The sequence below is a fragment of the Vibrio sp. TRT 2004 genome, from assembly GCF_050113735.1.
GTDB lineage: Bacteria > Pseudomonadota > Gammaproteobacteria > Enterobacterales > Vibrionaceae > Vibrio.
The window spans coordinates 49,174-72,279 of record NZ_JBNJOH010000009.1 but is presented as its reverse complement, the minus strand read 5'-3'; the positions used below and the strand labels follow the sequence as shown (position 1 = coordinate 72,279).

Below are 23,106 nucleotides of genomic sequence, written 5' to 3'. Positions count from 1 at the left end.
TGCTCTATCATCCTGTCGCCTAAGCGTAAGCGTTTGCCTTCAAGGTTTTCGCATCGGTTAGGCTCCAATCAGACAACTTTTACAATGGTGGGAGCAAAAATGACAACACTTACGATCACACGTCCTGACGACTGGCATGTTCATTTACGTGACGGAGAAGTTCTAAAGGATACCGTGCGAGACATTAGCCGCTACAATGGACGCGCGCTAATCATGCCAAATACAATCCCACCTGTTACCGATACCGATATGGCTCTGGCTTACCGTGAACGCATCATGGCAGAGAAGCCAAGTGAACAGTTCGAGCCTTTAATGGCACTTTACCTAACAGATAACACAACACCTGATGAGATTCGTAAAGCTAAAGCTTCTGGTGCGGTAGTTGCAGCTAAGCTTTACCCTGCTGGTGCCACAACTAACTCCGATTCTGGTGTGACGAATGCAAAGAACATCTACCCTGTTTTAGAAGCGATGCAAGAAGTGGGAATGTTACTGCTGGTACACGGCGAAGTCACTCACCACCATGTTGATATCTTTGACCGCGAGAAAGCGTTTTTAGACACTGTACTGGCACCTATCGTCAATGACTTCCCTGATCTAAAGATTGTTCTTGAGCATATCACTACCGCCGACGCTGCGAACTTTGTGAAAAATGCGAATGAAAACGTCGCGGCGACGATTACTGCTCACCACCTACTTTACAACCGCAACCATATGTTGGTAGGAGGCATCAAGCCTCACTTCTACTGCCTGCCGATTCTTAAACGCAACACTCACCAGCAAGCTCTAATTGAAGCAGCGACAAGCGGTAGTAAGAAGTTCTTCCTTGGTACCGACTCTGCACCACATGCAAAAGGCATGAAGGAAGCGGCTTGCGGTTGTGCGGGTTCATACACAGCGCACGCAGCACTAGAGCTTTATGCAGAAGTATTCGAACAAGAAGACAAACTAGAGAATTTAGAAGCGTTTGCTAGTCATAACGGCCCAGATTTCTACGCTGTGCCACGTAATACGGATACCGTCACTCTAACCAAACAAGAGTGGACAGTGGCAGAGTCTATGCCTTTTGGCAAAGATGTTGTCGTGCCAATCCGTGCGGGTGAAACCATCGCGTGGACTGTGAAGTAATAGCAGGTTAGTCTCACTATAGTCACCAGCCCTCATAGCTTAACTTGAGGGCTGTTTTTATTTCGCCGTTGATATCGCTAGCAGCATTTTCTCACACTCTTCTTGCTGCATGTACCTAGGGACCGGATAGTTCCATCTCGCCTCATGTAACGACTGTTTTGCCAGTTCATTGACGTGCTCATGAAGAATATTGTCAAAATGAGTCGGCAGATCCAATTTATGCTGTAGTAACTTTACATACTCAATTAAAGCCTGCGCTTTGTCTCGATCAGGGGTGTATGGATTAGTAAGGTTCAACGCCGACGCAAGTTCGGCAAGACTCGATTCCGCTTCGTTTTTGGAAAACTCTAAAACATGGGGTAAAACCACCGCGTTGGCCAGCCCGTGTGGCGTGCCGTACTTAGCGCCGAGGGTATGAGCAATGGCATGAACATAACCTAAACTGGCTTTGGTAAACGCAAGCCCAGCGTAGTAGGATGCCAATGCCATGTTTTGGCGTGCGGTCGCATTCTGACCAAATCTCACCGCTTTTTCTAAGTTCTCGTCTATAAGAGTGATAGCGGCAAGCGCATAGCGATCTGTTTCAGCAGTAGCGTTGCAGGAAATGTATGCTTCAATGGCGTGAGTCAGCGCATCCATGCCTGTTTGGGCTGTAATAGAGGCAGGTAGCGCCAGCATCAAAGAAGGGTCAAGCGCTGCCGCAATCGGCACCAACTTAGGATCCACAACTGGGGTTTTCTTATGGGTGACTGGATCAGACACAACCGCTGCAACGGTGACCTCAGAACCTGTCCCTGACGTGGTGGGAATCACGAAGGTTGGAGCTGGCGATTTCCAAACTCGCAATAATCCAACCAGACGTCGCACTGGTTTGTTATTGGTCGCACACGCAGCAACAACCTTTGCACAATCTATTGGTGAGCCTCCACCAATCGCGACCACGCCTTGGCACTGCTGCTCACGATAGATCACTAATCCAGCATCAACTTGATCATAGGTAGGGTCAGGGAGGACGTCACTGAAGATGACGCACTTGACGCCAACTCGCTCGAATTCAAAAGCGAGTCGTTTGGCAAAGCCTAGTTTGACGATCCCAGCATCCGCCACGATTAGAACCTTACTAATGCCCATGATGGAAACAGTGTGACAAAGCTGCTTCAAGGCATCCTTACCAATAAATAGTGTTGGTTTCGTAATGGGCAACACTTTAGCGGCGATTCTAAGCCCCAACATATAGAGCCTATGTAGCCAATAGTTAAGTTTCTGTAGCCAATAGTAGAGTTTCTGTTCCATCAGATATCTCTAAGTGATTGAATTGATACTTTTAGCCTAGACTTTACAAAGAGTTCTCTCTAGTAGTCACGTCTATTTTTTTGAATTTTATGACTCAGGCTAAATATGCGATAACAGACGTCCAACCCAGGTGATTTCACCGAACGCGATCAAATCATAAATAGTGAAAAACAGCGCGGAGATCAACGCCAGCTTAATTAAACGATATACAATAAACATCTTTGTTTCCAAACGTTAAAAAGCCGCACTCGGCGGCTTCTAAATCAGTCATCAATACAAATTAATGCACTGGCTTATCATTCTTAGCGTAGAACTTACCAAAGTACTGCTCTAGGACTTCTGGGGTCAATTTACCTTCGGCTTCAAGCTTCTTTAACTCTTGTGCAATCGCTTTCTGCTCATCAATCGACGGTAATGCCACTTCTGGTTCATCACCCATTTCCTGAGCCATCTGTTCTAGCTCTTTTTCGAAATCACTCATGATCTCACTTACCTTTTAAAATACAACAGGGGCTAAGTTTACCCACTTAGCCCCTGTTATGCCAGTCTACATCAGAGTAGTTTAAAGCCAAAGAACCAGCCATCTTGCTGCTGATTTAACTGACGCAGAAAGCCATTCTGCATTCGTTGATATCTTGGTCTGCAAACTTCGGTGTTATCACCAAAGTGCCATGCCTAATTTAGACCCTTCCCATGAGATTAGCATATCGACCGATAGTAAATTTTCTTTATAAATAAATCAATAAGAATGAAATGCAATTTTCCCTGCTGAGAGATTCGCCATTCAACCTAACTTTGCACAAATGAAAACTTGCAACTGAGATTTTAACCCCCATATTTTAACCAACTGAAATACATACATTTGTCGAGATGCTACTATCACAGCCTGCTGATATATCCACCTCTTGACCGAGGAGATGGATTTCACACGGAACTTTTTCAGTTAGCGAGCTACTAAGTGAAAAAATAAGGAGAAGCGAAATCATGAACGCACACGCTCTACAACACCTGCGCGATTATTTGAATAGCCAAATTATTGGCCAGAGCGAACTCGTGAATCAACTACTTGTCGCCTTGCTCGCAGATGGCCATATTCTTGTCGAAGGGCCTCCTGGGCTTGCCAAAACTCGAGCGGTAAAGTCCCTTGCCGACTGCATTGAAGGCGATTTTCATCGTATCCAGTTTACTCCGGATCTATTACCCGCAGATCTCACGGGTACTGATATTTTTAGGCCGGAAACTGGCGAATTCTGCTTCCAAGCCGGACCCATTTTCAACTCATTGATCCTCGCTGATGAAATCAACCGCGCTCCTGCCAAAGTGCAAGCTGCGATGCTCGAAGCGATGGCAGAAAAACAGATAACGGCAGGTCGTAAAACCTACCCATTGCCAGAATTGTTTCTCGTGATGGCAACACAGAACCCGATCGAGCAAGAAGGCACTTATCCTCTACCGGAGGCGCAGCTTGACCGTTTCTTGATTCACCTAGACGTTAGTTATCCTGACGCAGAAAGCGAACTGGCTATCTTGCGCCTGAATCGTGGTGAAGCTAAAGGGAATAACAGGGTTACGCCCCCCTCTTTATCTCAAGCGGATGTTTTTGCTGCGCGTCAGGCTGTACTGGATATCCATATGGCAGAAACCATTGAGCAGTACATCATTCGTTTGGTTATGGCTACAAGAGAGCCTTCCAAATACAATGATACCTTGGCGCAATGGTTAGAAATGGGTGTCAGCCCACGAGCCACCATTGCACTTGATCGCTGTGCACGTGCTTATGCGTGGCTCAATGGCCGAGACTATGTGTCCCCGCAAGATGTTCAAGCCATGGCCTACCCAGTGCTACGTCACCGTTTACTGCTAAGCTATCAGGCTCAAGCAGAAGGCATCGAAGCAAACAAGGTCATTAGCAAGTTGTTGTCTTTAGTTGGCAGTGCTTGAGGCGTTAAGGTATGGACACTAAATTACCTCCCTACAGCGATGGCGTAAATCTCTCACTAGATGAACTGATGTACTACAAGCAACAGTGCATCAAGTGGTTACCACCTGGCAAAAGTTTATGGTCACAGATGCTCGGTCAGCATCAAAGCCGTCAACTAGGACGAGGGATGGATTTTAGTGAAGTTCGACAATACCAATCGGGCGATGATATTCGCACTATCGATTGGCGTGTGACCGCTCGCACTGGCAAACCACACACAAAACTATTCTCAGAGGAACGTGAAAAACCTGTCATCCTCTACATCGATTTATCACATAGTATGATGTTCGGTTCGACACTATTGCTGAAGTCGGTTCAGGCCGCGCATATGGCAAGCCTAATCGCTTGGCTGAGCGTAACTGAGCAAGATCGTATAGGCGCGGTAATCGATACAGGGGAACGTCTTATCGAACTCAAACCTACAGGGAGAAATAAGGGGGCGTTAACGCTTATTCAGTCGTTGATAACACTCCATCAACAACAACTGAAACAAAATAGCAAGATTGACTATGGCTTTGAGCAGGGCTTACGATCGATTGCACGTCTTTGTCCAAAAGGTAGCGAGATTATCATACTGAGTGATTTCTCTCGCTTTACACCAACGTTGGAGCCACAACTCAGTCGCCTAACTCAACACAACCGCATACGCTTAGTTCAAATTGTCGACCCACTCGAACGCGGCGAAACCGCTTTTCGTGGTAGCGAGCAAGTGTCTGATCAACGCAATACATTATGGCTAGACTTTTCATCAACTAAGACCCGCCAAGGTATAGGGCAGGCCTTCGAACAACAGCAGCACTATCTCAAGCAACTAACACAGAAGTTAGGTATCCGTTTTTCTACGCTCTCTAGCGATGCTGCTCTTACTCAACAACTACACGGATTTCAAAAATGAGCAACGAGACTCAACAATCACTTTTACCTCTTAACGCTATGCACCTCCCAGAACCACCAGCGTGGTTGCCTTTAGCCTGGGGATGGTGGGCTAGCATAGCTGGTGTCGCCTTATTGCTCATAGCCAGTTTGTTCTTCATTCGCTGGAACAGAAAACGCTTAGCCCCCAAAAAAACAGCACTACGCCTTTTGTCTCGAGGCCAAAAACCTTCTGAGGCGTTCGAGTTAGTCAGGCAAGCTGCACTATGCTACTACCCTCGAGAAGAGATAGCCCAACTAACGGGCAAGGAGTGGTATGCATTTTTAGACAGCCAAGCGGGTGGTTCTCATTTTGGTGATAACTACGATTTGTGGCAACAGGCTCTCTACACTTCTCAACCAATCGACAATGCACCTGAACTCATTCAGCATTGCAGTGACTGGGTTGAACAGGCACTGCCACCGAAAAAAAGGAGAAGAAAGCGTGACTAATATCAGCTTCGTTTGGTGGTGGGCCTTGTTGCTGGCACCACTGCCGTTGTTGATCTATTTTTTGCTGCCGAGTATTAAAGCTTCGGCCCCGATTCGCCTGCCCTATCTTCCGAAATCATCCAGTGGTCAGGTTCCCAAAAATAGAGTGGCAAAGCTGCTGGCTGCTCTTTTTTGGCTTACGTTCATCATCGCCTTAGCCAGACCGGTTTGGTACGGCGAACCTGTCACCAGCCAGCCTAAGCACCGAGATTTGATGCTGTTGATCGATCTTTCCTACTCTATGAGTCAAAAAGATATGCAGAGTCAAGACGAGTATATCGACCGTCTTACCGCAGTTAAAAAAGTGGTCTCTGATTTTGCTCAACAACGCAAAGGCGATCGGCTGGGATTGGTGCTCTTTGCTGATCATGCTTACCTACAAACGCCATTAACTTTAGACAGAGCTTCAATATCCCAACAAGTGGATTCACTAGTCCTACGCCTGATTGGTGATAAGACCGCCATTGGCGAAGGGATCGGTTTGGCAACCAAAACCTTTATTGATAGCGATGCGCCACAGCGAGTGATGGTACTCCTCAGTGATGGTAGTAACACATCAGGTGTACTCGACCCTATTGAAGCCGCACAGATCGCCAAGAAATATCAAGCAACTATCTACACCATTGGTGTTGGTGCCGGCGAAATGATGGTGAAAGAATTTTTTATGACCCGAAAAGTCAATACCGCCCAAGATCTCGATGAAAAGACTTTGCAGCAAATTGCGCAAATCACGGGGGGGCAATATTTTCGCGCCCGTAACGCCAGCGAGTTGGCAACCATTTACGATACCATCAATAGCCTAGAGCCGATAAGCAACGCATCGCAAACTTGGCGTCCGCAAAAAGAGTGGTTTGGGCTACCACTCTTGATAGCGCTGCTTAGTTTCACACTTTTGCTAGTACTAAGGAGAGATCATGTCTGAGTTTGTCGTTCTCTATCCATGGGCGCTGTTGGCACTTATACCATGGGCGATGGTGATCTTTTGGCTAGTCAAAAGAACTCGTACACAAACACTTATTGCTCCTCACCTTGCCGCAGCAATGGGCGTATCTGCCCCGGCTAAAAAAACCGTAAGACTCTATATCACAGCCCTTTGTGGAATCGTGGTGATTGTTGCTCTTTCTGGGCCTAGCATGTCCAAACAACCCCGTCCTAGTTATACAAACACTAGTGCCCGTGTCCTTGTGATGGACATGTCGATGTCGATGTATGCTACTGACATCAAACCAAACCGTTTAACTCAGGCGCGCTTCAAAGCGACAGACCTTCTGTCTAGTTGGAAAGAAGGCAGTACAGGACTCGTCGCATACGCTGGCGATGCCTATCAGGTCAGTCCCATGACTAGTGACAGTAAAACCATCGCCAATTTACTGCCAAATCTATCCCCTGACCTGATGCCATATCCAGGCGCTGATGCCGCTGCAGGAATAAAGCTCGCGATCGAAATGATGACCAATACTGGCTTGGCCTCCGGTGACATCATACTGATAACAGATGATATCGATGATCTAGAGCAACGAGAAATCTCCAAACAGTTAGCCGGTACGCCATGGCGACTCGTTATTTTGGGGGTCGGCACTCGTTCGGGCGCACCTATCAAGCTTGCTGATGGTTCTCTCATGACCGGTAGCAGCGGACAACCTGTAGTAGCAAAAGCCAACTTCGACAATATGCGAGCGCTAGCTTCTCAGTTGGACGGTTACTTTGTACCCGTTCAGGTGACAAACAGTGACGTAGAGAGTATTGTTCTGGCAACTTCCCGTGTCGATGGCACCAGCACATCGTTAGCCAATCAAACGATTTCAGAACAAATCAATCAAGGCTATTGGCTGCTACCTCTCATTGTTATTCCTGCGCTGCTCGTATTTAGACGTGGTGTGTTTTTCGCCGCTACACTGATACTGTTGCCAGCTTTGTCGCCTAAGCCAGCGCTTGCCAGCCCTTGGCTCAATAACAATCAAAGAGCGATGGAGATGTATAACAAACAAGAGTATGCGGAGGCTGCCGAGCTATTTGAAGATAGTCAATGGAAAGGCATTGCCCAATATCAGGCTGGTGATTTTTCGGCTGCCATTAACTCCTTGCAAGGTGCTCAAGAACTAGAGCAAAGATACAACCTCGCCAATGCCTATGCACAGAATGGTCAACTCGACCAAGCCGCCGAGATGTATGAACAGATCTTAACAGAACAACCTGATCACAAAGATGCCAAACAGAATCTCGACATAGTACGTAAAGCACAGCAACAGCAACAGCAACAGCAACAGCAACAGCAACAGCAACAGCAACAGCAACAGCAACAGCAACAGCAACAGCAAGGTGAGTCGTCTCAGCAAGAGAGTCAACAACAAAATGGCTCTCAATCCGCCTCATCTTCACAAAATCAGCAAGAGAATAAAGGCGATCAACCATCGTCAGACTCTCAGCAAAGTGCTTCCCAGCCGTCAAGCGAACAAGAGCTGTCCGGTCAGCAAAACGATCAGCAAAGCCCATCTGATTCGACTCAACAGAGTTCAGAGCAGACACAACTTGCGCAACAAAATCAAAAAGCAAACGATCAGCAGAAGCCGGAGGATTTGTCCCAAGAGCAAATCGGTGAGGCAACAACACAAGACAATCAACAGGCGATTGAGCCTGAGCTAAGGAAGCTTCAGCAGGTAGAAAGTGCGCGTGACCCAAGCCGACTTCTCCGAGCTCAAATCTTGCTCCAAGCTCAGCAAAAGAAACCGCCTCAAGATACAGGTAAGAAATGGTAATGAAGAGAATCATCAAACGACCTATTGTCGGCTTATTGGTCGCCGTGCTCACACTAATGAGCCCGCTAGCGCTAGCAACCAACATCACTGCCACAGTAAGTACCAACAAAGTAGTGAAAAACCAAGTGTTTCAGTTACGAGTGGTGGTTGACTCAAAAGTCTCATCTGATGCGTTGGATTTGTCTGGACTTGAAAAAGACTTTTATGTCGGCGGACCCAGCTTTGGCAGTTCCATGAACTTCATCAACGGAAAACGTTCCAACAGCAGTGAATGGAACATATCGCTTGCTGCACAACGCCTCGGTATCGCGACCATCCCTAGCTTTACCGTAGACGGCGCCACATCTCAGCCGATCACGATTCAGGTATCCGTTGACAATGATCAACCTCAAGTCCGTGATTTGGTTGAACTGCACAGTAGCCTCGGTAAAACAACACTTTACCCAAAAGAAAGCACTCAGTTGACCACCCGATTAATTGTCAAAGCCGACCCAAGACGACTACAAAATCCCAATATCATTGCGCCAAGATCACAAGGTATTGTTCTAGAGCCGATGGGAGAACCCAATCAGTATCAAGCTGTCGTTGATGGTGTTGAAGTCACGGTCGTCGATCAAAACTATCGAGTAACAGCACAACAATCTGGGCAATTCACGGTCTCGGGCATCGGCTTCACTGGCAGTGTCGTCTTTGGCGACAATCGGACTGGCACGACCAAACTGGTGTCAGCAAACACGCCAGCCGAAGAATTTCAAATCATAGTACAGCCCATTCCGAGTGAGTATCAGGGACAATGGCTACCAGCGGCAGCGCTGACCTTATCCCAACAATGGCGTGATTCCAATGGTCAGAACATCGATCCTTCTCAGCCATTTACGACCTCGGTCGGAGAGTCGCTCACCCGAGAGATTTACCTAGACATAGAAGGTTTATCTAGCGAGCAGTTTCCCGACCTCAAAGTAAACTACCCAGATTCAGTACGAGTCTATCAAGAGAAACCTCAGTTTAGCGATCTCGGGGATGGAAAAACGCGCATGACTTTAAAACAAGTCCTTATTGCTCAGCAACAAGGTCAAATCGAACTGAGTCAGATTGAATTGAATTGGTGGGATAGCAGCAATCATCATCAGGCGAAAGCCAGTTTAGAAGGTTTACAGCTTTTCGTGAATCCTGCTGACCAAGTCAACAACGAGCCCATTTCAGCACCGACAGTGTCGTCGCCACAATCAAAAACCATCACCATTTATCAAGCTGGAATCTGGCCCTATTTGACGGCGCTATTTGCCCTACTCTGGCTGGCTACCTTAGTATTGTGGAACAGAGCACGCCACGCAGACATACCTAACAAAACCGAATCTGTTGCCAGTCCGACAGAAGATAAACTCAAGGCTGCCTTGGCGGTTGACGACAGATTACAGGCTAACTTCCTGCTCAATTGCTGGCTAGAAGAACACCCTCAAATAAACGCCGAGATTCGCCAACAAATTGAGCAGCAACGTTCGATGATGAACCAGAGCAGTTACTCTCAATCCGAACAGTCATGGCAAGCAACTGAACTGCTCAGTTTGCTTAAAAAGGCTCGCAAATCGAAAACGAGTCGCAGCAACAAAACCTCTCAGCTCGCCTCTCTGTAAGCCGCTTAATAAAAACCAGGGCAGCCCATATGTGGCTGCCCTGTTCACTTTAACTCAGTTGATGATGAACTTTCAGTTTAATACCAAGTGATGAAATCACTCCTTATTAGTAAAAAGATCGATTAGACTGATAAAAGTATAGTTAGCAAGGGAATGTGGTTTTGGCTAAGTGGTTGTTCGTTGTTGGTTTAGTGTTTTGCTTGCCTACTTGGGCGAGCGTAGATCTCATTAAAGTCGATAAATCAAAGCGTCGAATGTATTTGATTGAAAACAACGAGGTGATCAAAGAGTTTCGAATTGCGCTTGGTAAGAGACCAAAAGGTCATAAAGTCTATGAAGGTGACCAACGCACACCTGAAGGACGTTATTTTTTAGATTTTGTTCTTGAGGACTCAGATTTTTATCGCTCTATTCATATCAGTTACCCTAACCAACAAGATTTAGCCTACGCAGAAAAGCGTAACTTAAACCCAGGTGGCAACATAAAAATCCACGGTCTCAAAAATGGTGAGACTCGCCCAGTCAACTTTGTGCAAAGCTTTGACTGGACGGATGGATGTATCGCTATCAGTAATCAGGAAATGGATCAGTTGCTTCAATTAGTTGAAGTGGGGACGCCAATAGACATTACTTGGTAGCTGATGGTCATTTTTCGCGAGTCACCCACCAGCACATCAAAGAGCCAATAGTCACCATTACCACCCCTTGAATAAAACTTTGAGTCAACACCAACCCCAAAATAAACGAAGAGATCACCGTCGATAGCACGGGAGTAAAGTAGGACATAGTCGCTAACAGCACCATGTTACCGCCTATAATCGCGTAGTTCCAAAGCGCGTATCCACTGCCCATTGCGATACCCGACACCAATAGAAGCCCACCGGATTCAACAGTCAGAGTCATGCCAGTTTCATCACTGAAGGCGTACTTAATCCACAAAGAAACCGCCGTCATGATAAAAAATAGCGTTATCGCATTCTGACCATTGGAGATTCGTTTCGTCAGATTGCAGTAGATCGCCCAAAGAAATGCACCAATAAAGGCCATGGCATAAGTCGTGGGATTGGTCGCCACATTCGCGGCTATCTGCGCCAGAGACAGCCCCTGATCACCAGTGATGCTCCAAGCAACACCAAAGAAAGCCAACGCAATACTCGGATAAACCAATAGGTTGGTTTTCTTGCCACTGCCCAACACCGCAAGCAACACCGTTAGCGCAGGCCAGAGGTAGTTGATCACGAGCATCTCAATCGCTTGTTGTCGCGAGTTTGCCATTGCCAGAGCCAGCGCCAGACAAATTTCATACGCAACGAACAAGCCACCACCAATCAGAACGTAGCGCAAAGAGTATTGACGCAGTTTAGGTACCCCCATCACCAGCACCAAAAACAGTGACGCTACTGTATAAATTGATGCCGCTCCGCCAACCGGCCCGAGCATTTCAGTGACGGCCCTTGCCAAGCCCATAACACTGCTCCACAGAAGAATAGCGATCATTCCTGCAATGGTGAATTTATGATTAGTATTGTTCATCGCAATTTGCTCAAAAAAAAACCGAGCTGAACGCTCGGCGCTATTAAGTGAAAGGGAGTTAGACGATTGCCCAGCTGTGTGTCATCTCGACACCTTTTCCAAGCATTAAGCACACTGAACAATACTTCTCTAGCGAATCCGCTGCCACTTTCGCCACGACTTCAGGCGATAAGTTGTCACCTGACACCTCAAAGTGGATATTGACCTGAGTAAAAATACGCGGCGCGGTTTCACGACGTTCTGTGGTCAGTTTTGCTGTACATGCTGTCACTGCCTGACCCGCTTCTTTAAGACCATCAACCACGTCAACGGAACTACAACCGCCCGCTGCCATCAACACCATTTCCATTGGGCTTGGTGCCGTAGCTCCGCCGTTACCGTCCATAACGATTGAGTGACCCGACTGAGATTGACCCAGAAATTTAAACTCTTCTACCCACTTTACTTCAGCTTGCATGTATCTCTTCTCTATTGTTTAGGAGAAATGGCGTCATCTGTCGGGAATACTACCCCTGTTTGACGACGAATTTCTTCAAGTAACTTAGCGACAACGAGTGAACGTTGAGTGCATTGTTTATTGGCTGATTGTTGCTTAAATTGGTCTGCAAATTCAAGTGCTTCGTAATACATTGGGTTACTGACCTGATCGACGCTTTCATCAACCCGACACTTATCACTGCGTAGGATTTTCGTCAGCTTGCTAGCAGTGGAAATCATTTCCATCTGCAACATCCCTTCTTCCCCCTGAATCTCACTAGGCAAGTAAGAGTCACTGGTCTTTGAGTGCAGGAGTACGACTTCAAAGCCCTCATAATTAAGAATGACACTCCCACTACCATCGACACCTGAATCAAGCAGTTGCGCTTGTGCCTTAACCATCGTCGGTTCGCCAAATAACTCAATTGCCGAGCTCAGACAGTAAAAACCAATGTCCATGATTGAGCCATTGCCAAACTGAGGATTAAAGGTGTTAGGATTTTCACCAGCTAGATACTTGGGATAACGGGATGAGTACTGACAGTAGCTAATCATTCCTTTGCGTATCTGACCAATCGACGGTAACAACTGCTTTAGCTTTTTAAAGTTAGGCAAATGAGCCGACATAAACGCTTCAAATAGCAGCACATTATTTTGCTCTGCTACCTCAAACATCTTCTTAGCTAGCGCGTAATTGGATGCCATTGGCTTTTCAACAATGACATGTTTTCCTGCTCGCATCATCTGAATAGCCTGTGGGCCATGCAACGAGTTGGGACTGGCGATATAGACCACATCGACTAGCGAAGAAGCACCAAGCTGCTCTAGATCATCGAACAGTTTTGGAGAGCCATATTTTTGTGCAAAACGGCTTGCCTGCTCCATCGAACGCGAATAAACCGCTGTCAGCTGATATTTCTTGGTCATCAACGCTGCTTCGATAAACTGATCCGTGATCCAGTTTGTTCCTATGACCGCTAGCTTTATCATTACAAGATCTCCTTAGTGAAGCGCAATCGTCTGTCCTAAACTGTCATGACAACGCGCAACGCAAGTAAAATTAACACTGCACCAGACAAGCGGTCGATCAACATCGCTTTGGAACGAATTTTATCAATCAGCTTAGGACTGGAGAGTAAAAAGGTAATTAGGGTATACCATAAGCCGTCAACAATCAGCGGCGTCATGACAATCAGACTTTTGGCGGTATACGTATCCCCTACCGCAACAAACTGGCTAAATAATGCAATAAAAAACAGGGCAATTTTAGGGCTTAGCAAAGAGATCAAAAAACCTTCTTTTGCCGATTGCCACACGCTAGTTTGTTCTCCTGATTCAAGTCGAGCAGCCACTCCCCCTTTTGAACGCAGTGCGTTGTAACCCAAATAAGCTAAGTAGGCTGCGCCAGTGTAACTGATTGTTTTAAAAAGCAAGGGAGATTGCTGTAGCACGACGGCTAAGCCAATGAGGGTGATAAAGGCATAGATGCCAATACCAAAGGCATGTGCCCACGCTGTCGCTAAACCGTTGACTCTGCCACCAGCGAGGCTATGTTTGGCAACCATCGCTAAACTCGGCCCCGGAGACATAGCCCCGAGAATACAAATGGTGAAAAGTGAAAGCCAAATCGTGAACGTCATTGATATTATCCTTGTTGGAGTCGAGCGATCTCGACATTGCTAACTGGCTATCCAAATTAAATCATACTGATAATGATCTGAAATCAAATGTTGTCATGGCCATCATGATTTCAAATCATACCTATTGAGTAAGGAGATGTCTGCATTGCATCAAGGAGATTGCTGCGCATCCACTGGTGAGCCTTATCCTGATCATACTTGGGATGCCACATTAACCAATAAAGATGCTCACTGGTGTCAAAAGGCAGAGGACGATAGGTCAAATCTGACTCCCTAGCCAGATGAAAAGCAATGTGTTCAGGCACTATCATCAGGTAATCACTGCTTTTCAGTGCATTCGCGGCAGCAGAGAAAAATGGCACTTTCAAAGCAATCCGCCGTTGATAACCTAGCTCAGCCAGAGCCAAGTCAGCATGACTATCCTTGTCACCCCCTCCTGTCACCTTGAGGTGAGGATAGGCGACCAGCTCTTGGCAAGTGATGCTTTCAAGACGAGCCAGCGGATGCTCTTTGCGCATCACACACATCGATTTATCATGACCAATTTTGATACTGCTTAAATGTTCGGGCTTATGTGACAGCATCGTTGACGCTAAATGAATCCCTGTCTGGTCAAACTGTGCCAAATACTCAGGCTGCCATAAGCGGTAAGCAATATTGACCTTAGGCGCCTGAGCGGTAGTCAAAGACACCACGTCCGGTAAAATATACTGGGCAACATAATCACTGGATGACAACACAAACTCTTGCTGCCATACCTTAGGATCAAACGGCTTATCGGCCAGAAGAGCATCAAACTCTCCAAGCAAGCTACGTAGCTTGTCCTGCATTTCAAGGGCTCTTGGTGTAGGCACAAGCTGGTTACCATCACGAACCAGTAACGGATCACCGCATACATCACGCAGTTGCGATAGCTGTCGGCTCACAGCAGATTGTGTAATATGCAGTCGCTGTGCCGCTCTGCTGACGTGACACTCTTCAAGTAAAACATGCAGCGAACGCAACAGATTGAGATTTAAGTTACTTAGCATGGTGTAAAGTGTTAAAAAATTCGGTTAGCACAGTGTGGGTCATCAAATGACGAAGCTCTGGGATTTTTTGCAATCGATCTCGAATCGCATTCAATTGCGTCATCGTTTCAACTTCAACGTAAAGCATCATATCGGTTTCTCCACTAATTGCATGGCACCATTTGACCCCATCAATTTGATAGATTTGATCGGCGTAGGTCTCGCAATATTGAGTCGAACTCGACATATCAAATTTCAACGCTAGATAAGCCTTAATGAATTCGGTGCTCTCCTTTTTTGCCACCGATGCGTGATAACCAAGAATAACCTTCTCAGATTCTAGTTTTTGAATGCGTGCGGTCACTGCTGAGCGCGAAAGATTTACCTGGCGTGCAATATCGCTTACGCTCTCTCGGGCATTGAGTTTTAAGATATTAAGAATCTGCTGATCAAACTTGTCCATTAAGTTACTTCCCATGTGCTCCAACTTATCCTGTCGGTTGAGTGCAATGTGACATAAAAAGTCGCCAGATGAAAGCAGACAAATTGACAGCGCTTAGTTAGCAAACCGACAATATGACGGCAAACTGCGACGAAATGACTAATGCATAGATAAGCCGCTTCAGCTAATCTATGTGAAAAAATATGCAGGGATGCAAGAAAAACATGAGCCAATTAAAACAAGAGATTACATTGCTGTCAGGGATCGGACAGCTATCAACGACCTTGCTAGGCACGGGATTATTTATGGTGCCAGCCATCGCTGCAGGCATCGCTGGTCAGTTGTCGTTATGGGCATGGCTGGTGCTGTTTATTGCCATCTGCCCTATCGCTTTAACCTTTGCTCAACTGGGTAAACACTTTCCCAACGCTGGCGGCACCGCCTATTTTGTTCGCAAAGCATTCAATACCAAACTTGAAAAAAGCGTCGCTTGGCTGTTTTTAAGCGTCATACCGGTAGGGGTGCCTGCCGCGATCGCTTTAGCCGCGGGTTTCCTGCAACAACTACTACCCGACGGCCTCGGGTCCTCGTTAACAGCGCAAATAGTAACCGTTGCACTGTTGGTTGGCGTCAATCTGGCAGGTGCGAAATCATCAGGCCGCCTACAGACCGTCATTGCCATCGCCATTTTTTCTTTGATTACGGCATTTTGGTGGAAAGGCGGCTTTACTGTCCAAGACCTCACCTTGCCTCCTCTCACCACTGAAGGCTTACTGCCGATTGGATTGGCTCTTGGCGTGATGTTTTGGTGCTTTGTTGGTATTGAAGCCTTTGCCCATATGGGAGAAGAGTTTAAGAATCCACAACGCGACTTTCCAATCGCTATCATCATTGGCTGTTTTGTCGCGGGGGCTACTTATTGGATCTGTTCAATCATCATTCTCAAAATGGGCGCGTTCGGTAACCCCGCGTTCGACAGTACCTCTATTCCCTGGATATCAGAGCAGTTGTTTGGGGTTGAATTCAAAACACTCATCAGTGTGATTGGTTTTGCTGCCTGTTTTGCCAGTGTCAACCTATACACTCAGAGCCTGTCACGTATGTTGTGGGCACAAGCAAGAGAGTACACACCTCAAAGCGCAATCGCTCGTTTATCCATTCGAGGTGTACCCGCCAACGCTACCCTAGCCGTCGGCGCAGTGGTTTTGGTGTCATGTCTGTTCGGTGAAATGTCTGGCTTAGACTTGGAGTTTTTCCTTAAGCTCGCGAACGGAATCTTTGTACTTATCTACCTGCTCGCGATGCTGTCAGCCTATAAGCTACTGACCGGTTTTAGCCGCAAGCTTGCGGGTCTCTCACTAGTGCTGTGTAGCGCAGTATTTGTCTGCCTTGGTTGGTCGATGCTTTATGCAGTCTCTGTGTTCGCCATACTAAACCTACCTTGGAAAAGATGGCGAACGCTAAGACAGAGCAACGTTAGATAAGAAAACTTTCGACAACGTCAGAGTGGATTTGGAGAATACTTTGTGGTGTAACCGATTTCCACTCACTGCTTTGCTCTAAAGGCTCAGAAGCCAATACGATGTTGGCGCCATCTTGTTTGATAAACACGGTCGGCGCATCTTGGTTAGAGCTATAACGCACTACCCAGAAGTGTTGACCATCAGAAATACAGATCGACGCTTTTAGCGGATCGCCAATCTGTTTCTTTTCCATCTCGATACGAATCGTTTCCAACGTTTTTCTTATCGCTTCAATCGGGTTGTCTACCAAACCATTTTGCAACATTAACAGGAAAATCAACTCGCTGTCAGTTGTCCCCATACGTTTCAAAAATAGTGGCTCACTGAGCAATAGCTGCAATGGGTATTTAACCTGATCAAAACCACCTATCTGACCATTATGAAGAAACATCCAGTTCTCATAGATGAATGGATGGCAATTAGAGCGCGAAACTTGCGTTCCGGTGGACGAGCGTACATGTGCCATAAAGCGATGTGAACGGATATGGTGAGCCAAAGAGCGAAGATTCTCATCTCCCCACGCTGGTAAAACTTCATGGAACTGGCCCGGCGTTTTCCGCTCAGTATACCAACCCAGTCCAAAACCATCAGCGTTGACACGAGTCACTGCTTTTCTCGCTTCTAAGCTTTGATGGACCAATGAGTGTTCCGGCTGATAAACCAACTCATCTAAATAGATCGACTCTCCCTGATACGCTAACCAGCGGCACATGTTCTTCCCTTATATGATGTTTACTTTGCTTCATATCATCACGATTCAAACAACTCGGCAAGCGTTTGAATGTGCATTTCTATCTCGTTTAACGCAACGTTTCCAAAACCTAGTACTGCACCAGACCAGTCTCGTTGAGTTTGACTAGTATGTTCATAATAGCTCAAAGGACGAATCACGATTCCACGTTGTTTCGCTAAGTCCGTCCACTGCTGTTCATCAACATAACCTCGCCATTTAAGGGTAATGTGCAAACCTGCCGCTTGGCTGATGACTTCAACCTTATCCGCGAAATAGAGCGTGATCATTTCAAGCATTCGTTGATGCTTTAGCTTATACAAACGGCGCATCTTGCGAATATGGCGGATAAGATCGCCTTCTGAGATAAAGTCTGCGAGAGCCGCTTGGGCATGAGTGGGCGAGTCCCCTGTTAGCGCATCTTTAATCATCAACGCCTTCTTAACCTGCGATTCCGGAACCACAAGGTAGCCGAGCCTCAAGCCGTTAAACATCACTTTGCTCAAAGAGCCAACATAAATCACATGATCGTCATAACCGGTTTTTGCCGCCAATCCCTGTAAACTTGGGTAAGGACGATGAGCAAACTGGAACTCACTGTCGTAATCATCTTCAATGATCCACCCCTGCCTCTGCTGCGCCCACTCAATCAACCTGAGTCGTTGATTGATATCGAGCGTTGTCCCCATTGGATATTGATTACTGGGTGTCACATAAATCACCCGTGCTTCGCTTTGCTCAACCCTCTCTAAATCGAGGCCATTTTTTTCTGTCACTGTCGCTTCAAGCAACGCTAAGTTGAACAGTTTGAGTACTTTAGCCATTTGTGTATAACCAGGCTGTTCCATTAACACACCTGAGTCATGCTGCTTAGTTAACAACGCGGCAATGGCCAAAGCCTGCTGAGCACCAGATGTAATAATGATCCGACTGGGCTGACAAACCACGGAGCGACTTGATGCCAGATAGCTAGATAGCGCCTGACGCAACGCCATATCTCCTTGCACCTCTTGCCCTCCTAATAACGAGGCTCGACCTAAGTGACGCATGAGTAGCCTTTGCCATTTCTGCTGAGGGAATTGAGCCAAATCAGGAACTCCGGGAGCAAACGCTTGATTATTAATCGAGGAGGTAGTCACACACTGAGGTTCGGCCCGCGCCACAGAGGTGGCAACAAACTGATCGGGCAGTTCAAGTGCGACGAAGTAGCCTGACCCGATGCGACTTTCTAAATAGCCTTCTGCGTGAAGCTGTTCATAGGCGTGTATCACGGTGTTTCGACTCAGATTGAGCTCTTGTGCCAGTTTTCTCGTCGAGGGAAGCTTTAAGCCTTTACCCCATAACTGCGCGACTATCTTGTTGCGAATCGCCTCAAACAACGCGGTTTGTTTGGTGGTCGTCTTGTCATCAAGTTGCAAGTCGCCAATATCAATCAACGCCATAAAGTGGATCCATCCATTATCTAAAACTGGCTCTAAATTAAGATCCAATCTAAAGCTACATTAACGATAAATCAAACCGTTATCGAGGAGAGAGTCATGTTATCGACCACCAGCCGAACTGAAATTAAAAAAGGGGCGCATAAAGCCGTCAGCGACAGGCAAGCTTTGTACGACATCATCGATGAATCACTGGTCGCACATATTGCGATTACCACTCAGGATCAACCCTACGTGATCCCAATGCTCGCTTGGCGTGTTGACGACTATGTCTACATCCATGGCGCTCACAATAGCCGCTTATTGCGCAATTTAAAAAGTGGAACTCAGACATGTTTGACCTTCACTCTGTTTGACGGTTGGGTATTGGCAAGAAGTGCATTTCACCACAGCGCTCACTATCGCAGCGCGGTTGTATTGGGCCAGTTTACTCCGATTGAAGATCTGAGTGACAAAGACAGATTGCTCAATCACTTTATTGAGCAAATCGCGCCACATCGTACACAGGATGTCCGTTTAAGTAGCACTAAAGAGTTAAACACCACCATGCTACTCGCTATTCCTTTGACAGAAGCGTCAGTGAAGATCAGTTGTGGTGAGGTAAACGACGATCAGAGCGATCTCTCACTAAACACTTTTGCAGGCTACCTACCCTATCGAACCGTTGTTGGTCCCCTAACGGCCGCCAGTGATTCCAAGCATCAGCACCTCCCTGATTACAGTCAGGCCTATGGTTCTCGTTGGCACGAGGAGACTTAATTCACTCTCTGCCCATCCAAAGCAAAATGCTGTATGTATTGGCTGGGCGTCATCCCGCGATTTTTCTTAAACATCCGATTAAAGCTCGCGGTATTTTGATAACCTAATCGTCTCGCCACGGTATCCGTGTCCACCCCTTTAGCCAGCATAGAGACAGCGATATTGCTCAGCACATAGCCACATACCGTTGAAAAGTTCATGCCCAGTTTTCTCAATGCTCTTTGAAGCTGTTGGGGCGACATAGCTAATAAGGAGCTAACATGCTCAAAGCAGCACAAGTGGCTCATCAAGTTTCGATTGAAGACATTGCCATTGCAAAAGCAACCTACACCTCGATGTTGCAGGACGTTAAGACGACTCAAAGTCGCTTAGCCTCAGCCAAAGCAGACTACGAGTTGCAACAGAAAATGCTTAAACGGTACCAAGAGCAGAACCGTGTGGTAAAAAATACCATTACTGCCAGTGATATCGATAAGCAGCAAACCACCGTTGAAAAAGCTCGACATAACATCGCAACGATTGAGTCTGAGTTAAGCAGTAAGAAAGTCGCGGCAGATAAAGCAAAGTTGGCGATTACCAAGTCAGAACTTACGGTTCAGAGCCGCCAAGCGGATTGGAAAACCGCAAGCGAACAACTGGCGAAAGCTCAATGGGACTTAGACAGCACCAAAGTCTATGCTCCGGCGGATGGATTCGTGACGAACTTTATTCTGCGAGAAGGTCAGCGCGTCTCTATGATGCCTCGCCTCCAAATGTACACCAATGAGAAATACGTATTAATGCGGGTTAATCATCAGGCTATCCGCAATGTCAAACCGGGTCAGCCGGCTGAATTTGCCTCTTCAGTCTACCCTGGTAAGATTTTCTCAGCTCAAGTAGAAGGTATTGTTGAAGCCACTGGTGAAGCACAGGGTAACTTATTAGGTATGGACCAATCCGTGCGCACGACAACGGGAAATAACTTGCAAAACAAGCACCACTTTGTGCGTCTGAAGATTGAAGAAGGTCAAGGCTACGATATACCTGTTGGTTCCGTCGGCTTGGCGTGGGTGAGCGGTGAAAAACCGATTGGATTCATGGCGTTTTTGGATGCAATTCGCGGAATTATCATCTGCATGAAATCGCAGCTTTACTACTTCTATTCCATTTAATCACTGCAAGGACACAAATATACCGCCAGCCCGTCTGGCGGTATTTGGTTCACCAGCGATTAATATGGCTTAAAAACGTCCACTCAACCTCAATCCAATGCTCAAACTATTGTCTGTGACTCGCTAGTGTATTGTTTTTCTGCTAATTTCAACTACCGTAATAAACAGAATCTCCGTATAAACAACGAGGTAGTTAGTGAGCCAGTTCCAAGATCTCTCCACCCTTATTGCGCAGATCGCGCAAGCAAATGAAGCCAATCAGATTAGCATTCTTAATAACGCGATCGAACTTGGTTTAGATTCCGGCTCTATTGCACTGGTTCTTGAAGCCTTTCCCCTAGAGGATCGTGTGCGTTTATGGCGCAGTCTCCCTCTTGAACTTCATATCGATGCATTGACCGATGCCCGTGCTGAAGTACGTCATTCTATTATCGACCAGCTTTCTGAAACCGAGTTGAAGCTAACTCTAGCAAAACTCGACAACTTATCGCTTATCGAATGGGCCGATTCTCTTCCTGAAGAGATCATTAATGAAGCCTTGCAGTTAATCGAGAAGGACGAACTTGAGCTCTACGACCAAGCAAACCAGTACCAAGACGATGAATTAGGTCGTTGGGCAGAACGTAAAGTGGTGACATTACCTTTTAGTATTTCGGTCGAAAAAGCGAAAGGGTTGATGGAGCGATACAGCTATGATGCACCGCAAAAAATCTACTTAATCAATAAAGCTAAACAGTTTCGTGGCATGGTAAGTTACATTGATCTACTCCGTGCCGATCCTGTTGAGAGACTGAAAAATCTCGCATTAGACAATATCGTGCCCCTCAGTGCTAAGCTGAGTTTGGCGGAAAGTATCGATGCTTTGGAGCACTCCCCTCTACCCGTTATGCCCGTCACTGACGAATCACAATTGCTGGTTGGTGAAATAGATTGGCAATTTGCTCTAAGCAGCCAACGCGAAATCTACGAAGCGCGATTAATGGCCGGTACCGGTATGGACGAAGGCGATGACCTGTTCGCTCCGGTTGTAAAGAGCTCACAGAAACGTGGGGTTTGGCTTGGTATCAACCTAATGACGGCGATTTTAGCCTCTGTCACCATCGGGTTGTTTGAAGATGTCATCGCCCAAGTCGTGGCATTAGCGGTTCTAATGCCGATTGTTGCCTCAATGGGCGGTATCGCAGGTAGCCAAACCCTTACCCTGATGATCCGCGCTATGGCTCTTAACCAGATCACAACGGGTAACCGTTGGGCGCTACTTAAAAATGAAATTGGCATTGGTTCGATCAACGGACTGCTGTGGGCATTGATCATCGGCGCGATTGCTGGCTTATGGTTTCAATCATCAATCCTCGGGGCAACGATCGCCTTAGCCATCATAGTCAACATTATTACCGCTGCTATGTTCGGGGTGCTGATTCCAATCGCACTGGATAAACTTAAGTTGGATCCCGCTCTTGCGGGCTCTGTAATCCTCACCACAGTCACGGACGTCGTTGGCTTCTTTGCTTTTCTTGGCACAGCGAGTTTGGTCATGCTGTAAAGGCAGAATTAGCAAATATGATATGAGTTGCATTTTGCAATTTCAATATGCAAAAAGAAAGCGTAAATATCTGCAAATACCCGCCGTTTTAGCGCAATTAGTCGCTATTAAAACTGGCACATATACTGCAATAGTATGCTTGACCCTTTTTAAGCCGAGGGTCACCTAGCCAACTGACGTTGTTAGTGAACCTGATTTGTTCACATTTATAGCGGCCAATCTCCGAACTTGAGATTGGCCTTTTTGTTATATGAAGAACTGACTCAAACCATCGGCTCTCTACATCAGAAACATTCTTTTTTTAACCTTTAAACCAAATCCACCCAACAAGCCAACATTAACACCACTCAAAGATCGAAAATTAACCACCCATATTAGAACAAAGCGCAATGATGATAAGAAAACGTTTGCTTATCTGAAGAGAATGGCTAGCACCAGCAAACACTAATTACAGAATGCCATATATGGCAACTTATACAAAAAATTCATATTTGCGTGAAATTTATCAGATTTAAGTTCAACTAAATTCATCTTTAATGTGAAATAAACATAAAAAAACAAAAACAATAACGCATTGTTTTTAATGCACTTAAAATAAACATATAAGGAATTTATTCAAAAAAATCACCTAGAGAATTGACAGCAAATTAAATATCAACATAA

General features: G+C 46.3%; 21 protein-coding genes and 2 pseudogenes. 12 read left to right on the top strand and 11 right to left on the bottom strand.

Annotated elements, in window-relative coordinates; genetic code table 11:
• Positions 1 to 99: 99 nt before the first annotated feature.
• Positions 100 to 1,128 (top strand): dihydroorotase, encoded by a 1,029-nt coding sequence (pyrC, locus tag ACQEXR_RS05965; protein WP_331417456.1) that lies wholly within the window; start codon positions 100 to 102, stop codon positions 1,126 to 1,128.
• A 57-nt stretch (positions 1,129 to 1,185) separates the two neighbouring features.
• Here the strand turns inward: pyrC and ACQEXR_RS05960 are convergent, their stop codons facing one another.
• The gene (locus ACQEXR_RS05960; RefSeq protein ID WP_427019941.1) at positions 1,186 to 2,421 is read right to left on the bottom strand and encodes an iron-containing alcohol dehydrogenase; all 1,236 of its coding nucleotides are present in this window, start codon (positions 2,419 to 2,421) and stop codon (positions 1,186 to 1,188) included.
• Between the two features lie 280 nt (positions 2,422 to 2,701).
• Positions 2,702 to 2,902 (bottom strand): restriction endonuclease subunit S, encoded by a 201-nt coding sequence (locus ACQEXR_RS05955; protein ID WP_138973218.1) that lies wholly within the window; start codon positions 2,900 to 2,902, stop codon positions 2,702 to 2,704.
• A gap of 503 nt (positions 2,903 to 3,405) precedes the next feature.
• On the opposite strand from ACQEXR_RS05955, the gene ACQEXR_RS05950 reads away from it, so the two are divergent.
• From ACQEXR_RS05950 to ACQEXR_RS05920, 7 genes are all read left to right on the top strand, one after another.
• Positions 3,406 to 4,362, top strand: a complete 957-nt coding sequence (locus ACQEXR_RS05950) for a MoxR family ATPase (protein ID WP_331417458.1) — start codon at positions 3,406 to 3,408, stop codon at positions 4,360 to 4,362.
• A gap of 11 nt (positions 4,363 to 4,373) precedes the next feature.
• Positions 4,374 to 5,297 (top strand): DUF58 domain-containing protein, encoded by a 924-nt coding sequence (locus tag ACQEXR_RS05945; protein ID WP_427019940.1) that lies wholly within the window; start codon positions 4,374 to 4,376, stop codon positions 5,295 to 5,297.
• Positions 5,294 to 5,767: a DUF4381 domain-containing protein gene (locus ACQEXR_RS05940; protein WP_331428044.1), complete on the top strand. Its 474-nt coding sequence runs from the start codon at positions 5,294 to 5,296 to the stop codon at positions 5,765 to 5,767. The genes ACQEXR_RS05945 and ACQEXR_RS05940 overlap by 4 nt, the downstream gene beginning before the upstream one ends.
• Positions 5,760 to 6,728, top strand: a complete 969-nt coding sequence (locus ACQEXR_RS05935) for a vWA domain-containing protein (protein ID WP_426952584.1) — start codon at positions 5,760 to 5,762, stop codon at positions 6,726 to 6,728. Before ACQEXR_RS05940 ends, ACQEXR_RS05935 begins: the two co-directional genes overlap by 8 nt.
• Positions 6,721 to 8,562 carry a VWA domain-containing protein gene (locus ACQEXR_RS05930; RefSeq protein ID WP_427019939.1) on the top strand — a complete coding sequence of 614 codons (1,842 nt, stop codon included), beginning with the start codon at positions 6,721 to 6,723 and terminating at the stop codon, positions 8,560 to 8,562. The genes ACQEXR_RS05935 and ACQEXR_RS05930 overlap by 8 nt, the downstream gene beginning before the upstream one ends.
• A complete protein-coding gene (locus tag ACQEXR_RS05925) occupies positions 8,562 to 10,196 on the top strand; it encodes a BatD family protein (protein WP_427019938.1) in 1,635 nt (544 codons plus the stop codon). Before ACQEXR_RS05930 ends, ACQEXR_RS05925 begins: the two co-directional genes overlap by 1 nt.
• 161 nt (positions 10,197 to 10,357) lie before the next feature.
• Positions 10,358 to 10,834 carry a L,D-transpeptidase family protein gene (locus ACQEXR_RS05920; RefSeq protein ID WP_138973212.1) on the top strand — a complete coding sequence of 159 codons (477 nt, stop codon included), beginning with the start codon at positions 10,358 to 10,360 and terminating at the stop codon, positions 10,832 to 10,834.
• A gap of 7 nt (positions 10,835 to 10,841) precedes the next feature.
• On the opposite strand, the gene yddG is transcribed toward ACQEXR_RS05920, so the two are convergent.
• The 6 genes from yddG to ACQEXR_RS05890 all read right to left on the bottom strand — a co-directional run bounded on the left by yddG (position 10,842) and on the right by ACQEXR_RS05890 (position 15,319).
• Positions 10,842 to 11,729: an aromatic amino acid DMT transporter YddG gene (gene yddG / locus ACQEXR_RS05915; protein WP_427019937.1), complete on the bottom strand. Its 888-nt coding sequence runs from the start codon at positions 11,727 to 11,729 to the stop codon at positions 10,842 to 10,844.
• Positions 11,730 to 11,787: 58 nt separating this feature from the next.
• Entirely contained in the window at positions 11,788 to 12,186 is a 399-nt protein-coding gene (locus ACQEXR_RS05910; protein ID WP_138973210.1) for an OsmC family protein, read from the bottom strand.
• 11 nt (positions 12,187 to 12,197) lie between these two features.
• A complete protein-coding gene (locus ACQEXR_RS05905) occupies positions 12,198 to 13,196 on the bottom strand; it encodes a Gfo/Idh/MocA family protein (protein ID WP_427019936.1) in 999 nt (332 codons plus the stop codon).
• 35 nt (positions 13,197 to 13,231) lie between these two features.
• Complete coding sequence (locus ACQEXR_RS05900) at positions 13,232 to 13,846, bottom strand: LysE family translocator (RefSeq protein WP_427019935.1); 615 nt, start codon at positions 13,844 to 13,846, stop codon at positions 13,232 to 13,234.
• Between the two features lie 110 nt (positions 13,847 to 13,956).
• Positions 13,957 to 14,877 (bottom strand): LysR family transcriptional regulator, encoded by a 921-nt coding sequence (locus ACQEXR_RS05895; RefSeq protein WP_138973207.1) that lies wholly within the window; start codon positions 14,875 to 14,877, stop codon positions 13,957 to 13,959.
• On the bottom strand, positions 14,867 to 15,319 hold the full coding sequence (locus ACQEXR_RS05890; RefSeq protein ID WP_331417468.1) for an Lrp/AsnC family transcriptional regulator: 453 nt from the start codon (positions 15,317 to 15,319) through the stop codon (positions 14,867 to 14,869). Before ACQEXR_RS05890 ends, ACQEXR_RS05895 begins: the two co-directional genes overlap by 11 nt.
• 203 nt (positions 15,320 to 15,522) lie before the next feature.
• Here ACQEXR_RS05890 and yjeH point away from each other — a divergent pair, with 203 nt between their 5' ends.
• Positions 15,523 to 16,782 carry an L-methionine/branched-chain amino acid transporter gene (gene yjeH, locus ACQEXR_RS05885; RefSeq protein WP_427019934.1) on the top strand — a complete coding sequence of 420 codons (1,260 nt, stop codon included), beginning with the start codon at positions 15,523 to 15,525 and terminating at the stop codon, positions 16,780 to 16,782.
• Here yjeH and ACQEXR_RS05880 read toward each other — a convergent pair.
• Together ACQEXR_RS05880 and ACQEXR_RS05875 are read right to left on the bottom strand one after the other, a co-directional pair.
• Complete coding sequence (locus ACQEXR_RS05880; RefSeq protein WP_331428032.1) at positions 16,775 to 17,533, bottom strand: class II glutamine amidotransferase; 759 nt, start codon at positions 17,531 to 17,533, stop codon at positions 16,775 to 16,777. The two genes, yjeH and ACQEXR_RS05880, sit on opposite strands and share 8 nt — an antisense overlap.
• 38 nt (positions 17,534 to 17,571) lie before the next feature.
• A complete protein-coding gene (locus ACQEXR_RS05875) occupies positions 17,572 to 18,993 on the bottom strand; it encodes a PLP-dependent aminotransferase family protein (protein WP_427019933.1) in 1,422 nt (473 codons plus the stop codon).
• 96 nt (positions 18,994 to 19,089) lie between these two features.
• On the opposite strand from ACQEXR_RS05875, the gene ACQEXR_RS05870 reads away from it, so the two are divergent.
• On the top strand, positions 19,090 to 19,749 hold the full coding sequence (locus ACQEXR_RS05870; protein WP_427019932.1) for a pyridoxamine 5'-phosphate oxidase family protein: 660 nt from the start codon (positions 19,090 to 19,092) through the stop codon (positions 19,747 to 19,749).
• Here the strand turns inward: ACQEXR_RS05870 and ACQEXR_RS05865 are convergent.
• Positions 19,746 to 20,018, bottom strand: a pseudogene (locus ACQEXR_RS05865) (helix-turn-helix domain-containing protein); the annotation flags it as partial. The gene ACQEXR_RS05870 and the pseudogene ACQEXR_RS05865 sit on opposite strands and share 4 nt — an antisense overlap.
• On the opposite strand from ACQEXR_RS05865, the pseudogene ACQEXR_RS05860 reads away from it, so the two are divergent.
• Positions 20,019 to 20,900, top strand: a pseudogene (locus ACQEXR_RS05860) (HlyD family secretion protein); the annotation flags it as partial.
• 196 nt (positions 20,901 to 21,096) lie between these two features.
• Positions 21,097 to 22,443 (top strand): magnesium transporter, encoded by a 1,347-nt coding sequence (locus ACQEXR_RS05855; protein WP_331428029.1) that lies wholly within the window; start codon positions 21,097 to 21,099, stop codon positions 22,441 to 22,443.
• Positions 22,444 to 23,106 lie beyond the last annotated feature (663 nt).

Excerpts from the sequence above, each read along its gene's own strand:
- pyrC (WP_331417456.1), top strand. The coding sequence starts at position 100 with ATGACAACACTTACGATCACACGTCCTGACGACTGGCATGTTCATTTA.
- ACQEXR_RS05960 (WP_427019941.1), bottom strand. The coding sequence starts at position 2,421 with ATGGAACAGAAACTCTACTATTGGCTACAGAAACTTAACTATTGGCTA.
- ACQEXR_RS05955 (WP_138973218.1), bottom strand. The coding sequence starts at position 2,902 with ATGAGTGATTTCGAAAAAGAGCTAGAACAGATGGCTCAGGAAATGGGT.
- ACQEXR_RS05950 (WP_331417458.1), top strand. The coding sequence starts at position 3,406 with ATGAACGCACACGCTCTACAACACCTGCGCGATTATTTGAATAGCCAA.
- ACQEXR_RS05945 (WP_427019940.1), top strand. The coding sequence starts at position 4,374 with ATGGACACTAAATTACCTCCCTACAGCGATGGCGTAAATCTCTCACTA.
- ACQEXR_RS05940 (WP_331428044.1), top strand. The coding sequence starts at position 5,294 with ATGAGCAACGAGACTCAACAATCACTTTTACCTCTTAACGCTATGCAC.
- ACQEXR_RS05930 (WP_427019939.1), top strand. The coding sequence starts at position 6,721 with ATGTCTGAGTTTGTCGTTCTCTATCCATGGGCGCTGTTGGCACTTATA.
- ACQEXR_RS05925 (WP_427019938.1), top strand. The coding sequence starts at position 8,562 with ATGAAGAGAATCATCAAACGACCTATTGTCGGCTTATTGGTCGCCGTG.
- yddG (WP_427019937.1), bottom strand. The coding sequence starts at position 11,729 with ATGAACAATACTAATCATAAATTCACCATTGCAGGAATGATCGCTATT.
- ACQEXR_RS05910 (WP_138973210.1), bottom strand. The coding sequence starts at position 12,186 with ATGCAAGCTGAAGTAAAGTGGGTAGAAGAGTTTAAATTTCTGGGTCAA.
- ACQEXR_RS05905 (WP_427019936.1), bottom strand. The coding sequence starts at position 13,196 with ATGATAAAGCTAGCGGTCATAGGAACAAACTGGATCACGGATCAGTTT.
- ACQEXR_RS05900 (WP_427019935.1), bottom strand. The coding sequence starts at position 13,846 with ATGACGTTCACGATTTGGCTTTCACTTTTCACCATTTGTATTCTCGGG.
- ACQEXR_RS05895 (WP_138973207.1), bottom strand. The coding sequence starts at position 14,877 with ATGCTAAGTAACTTAAATCTCAATCTGTTGCGTTCGCTGCATGTTTTA.
- ACQEXR_RS05890 (WP_331417468.1), bottom strand. The coding sequence starts at position 15,319 with ATGGACAAGTTTGATCAGCAGATTCTTAATATCTTAAAACTCAATGCC.
- yjeH (WP_427019934.1), top strand. The coding sequence starts at position 15,523 with ATGAGCCAATTAAAACAAGAGATTACATTGCTGTCAGGGATCGGACAG.
- ACQEXR_RS05880 (WP_331428032.1), bottom strand. The coding sequence starts at position 17,533 with ATGTGCCGCTGGTTAGCGTATCAGGGAGAGTCGATCTATTTAGATGAG.
- ACQEXR_RS05875 (WP_427019933.1), bottom strand. The coding sequence starts at position 18,993 with ATGGCGTTGATTGATATTGGCGACTTGCAACTTGATGACAAGACGACC.
- ACQEXR_RS05870 (WP_427019932.1), top strand. The coding sequence starts at position 19,090 with ATGTTATCGACCACCAGCCGAACTGAAATTAAAAAAGGGGCGCATAAA.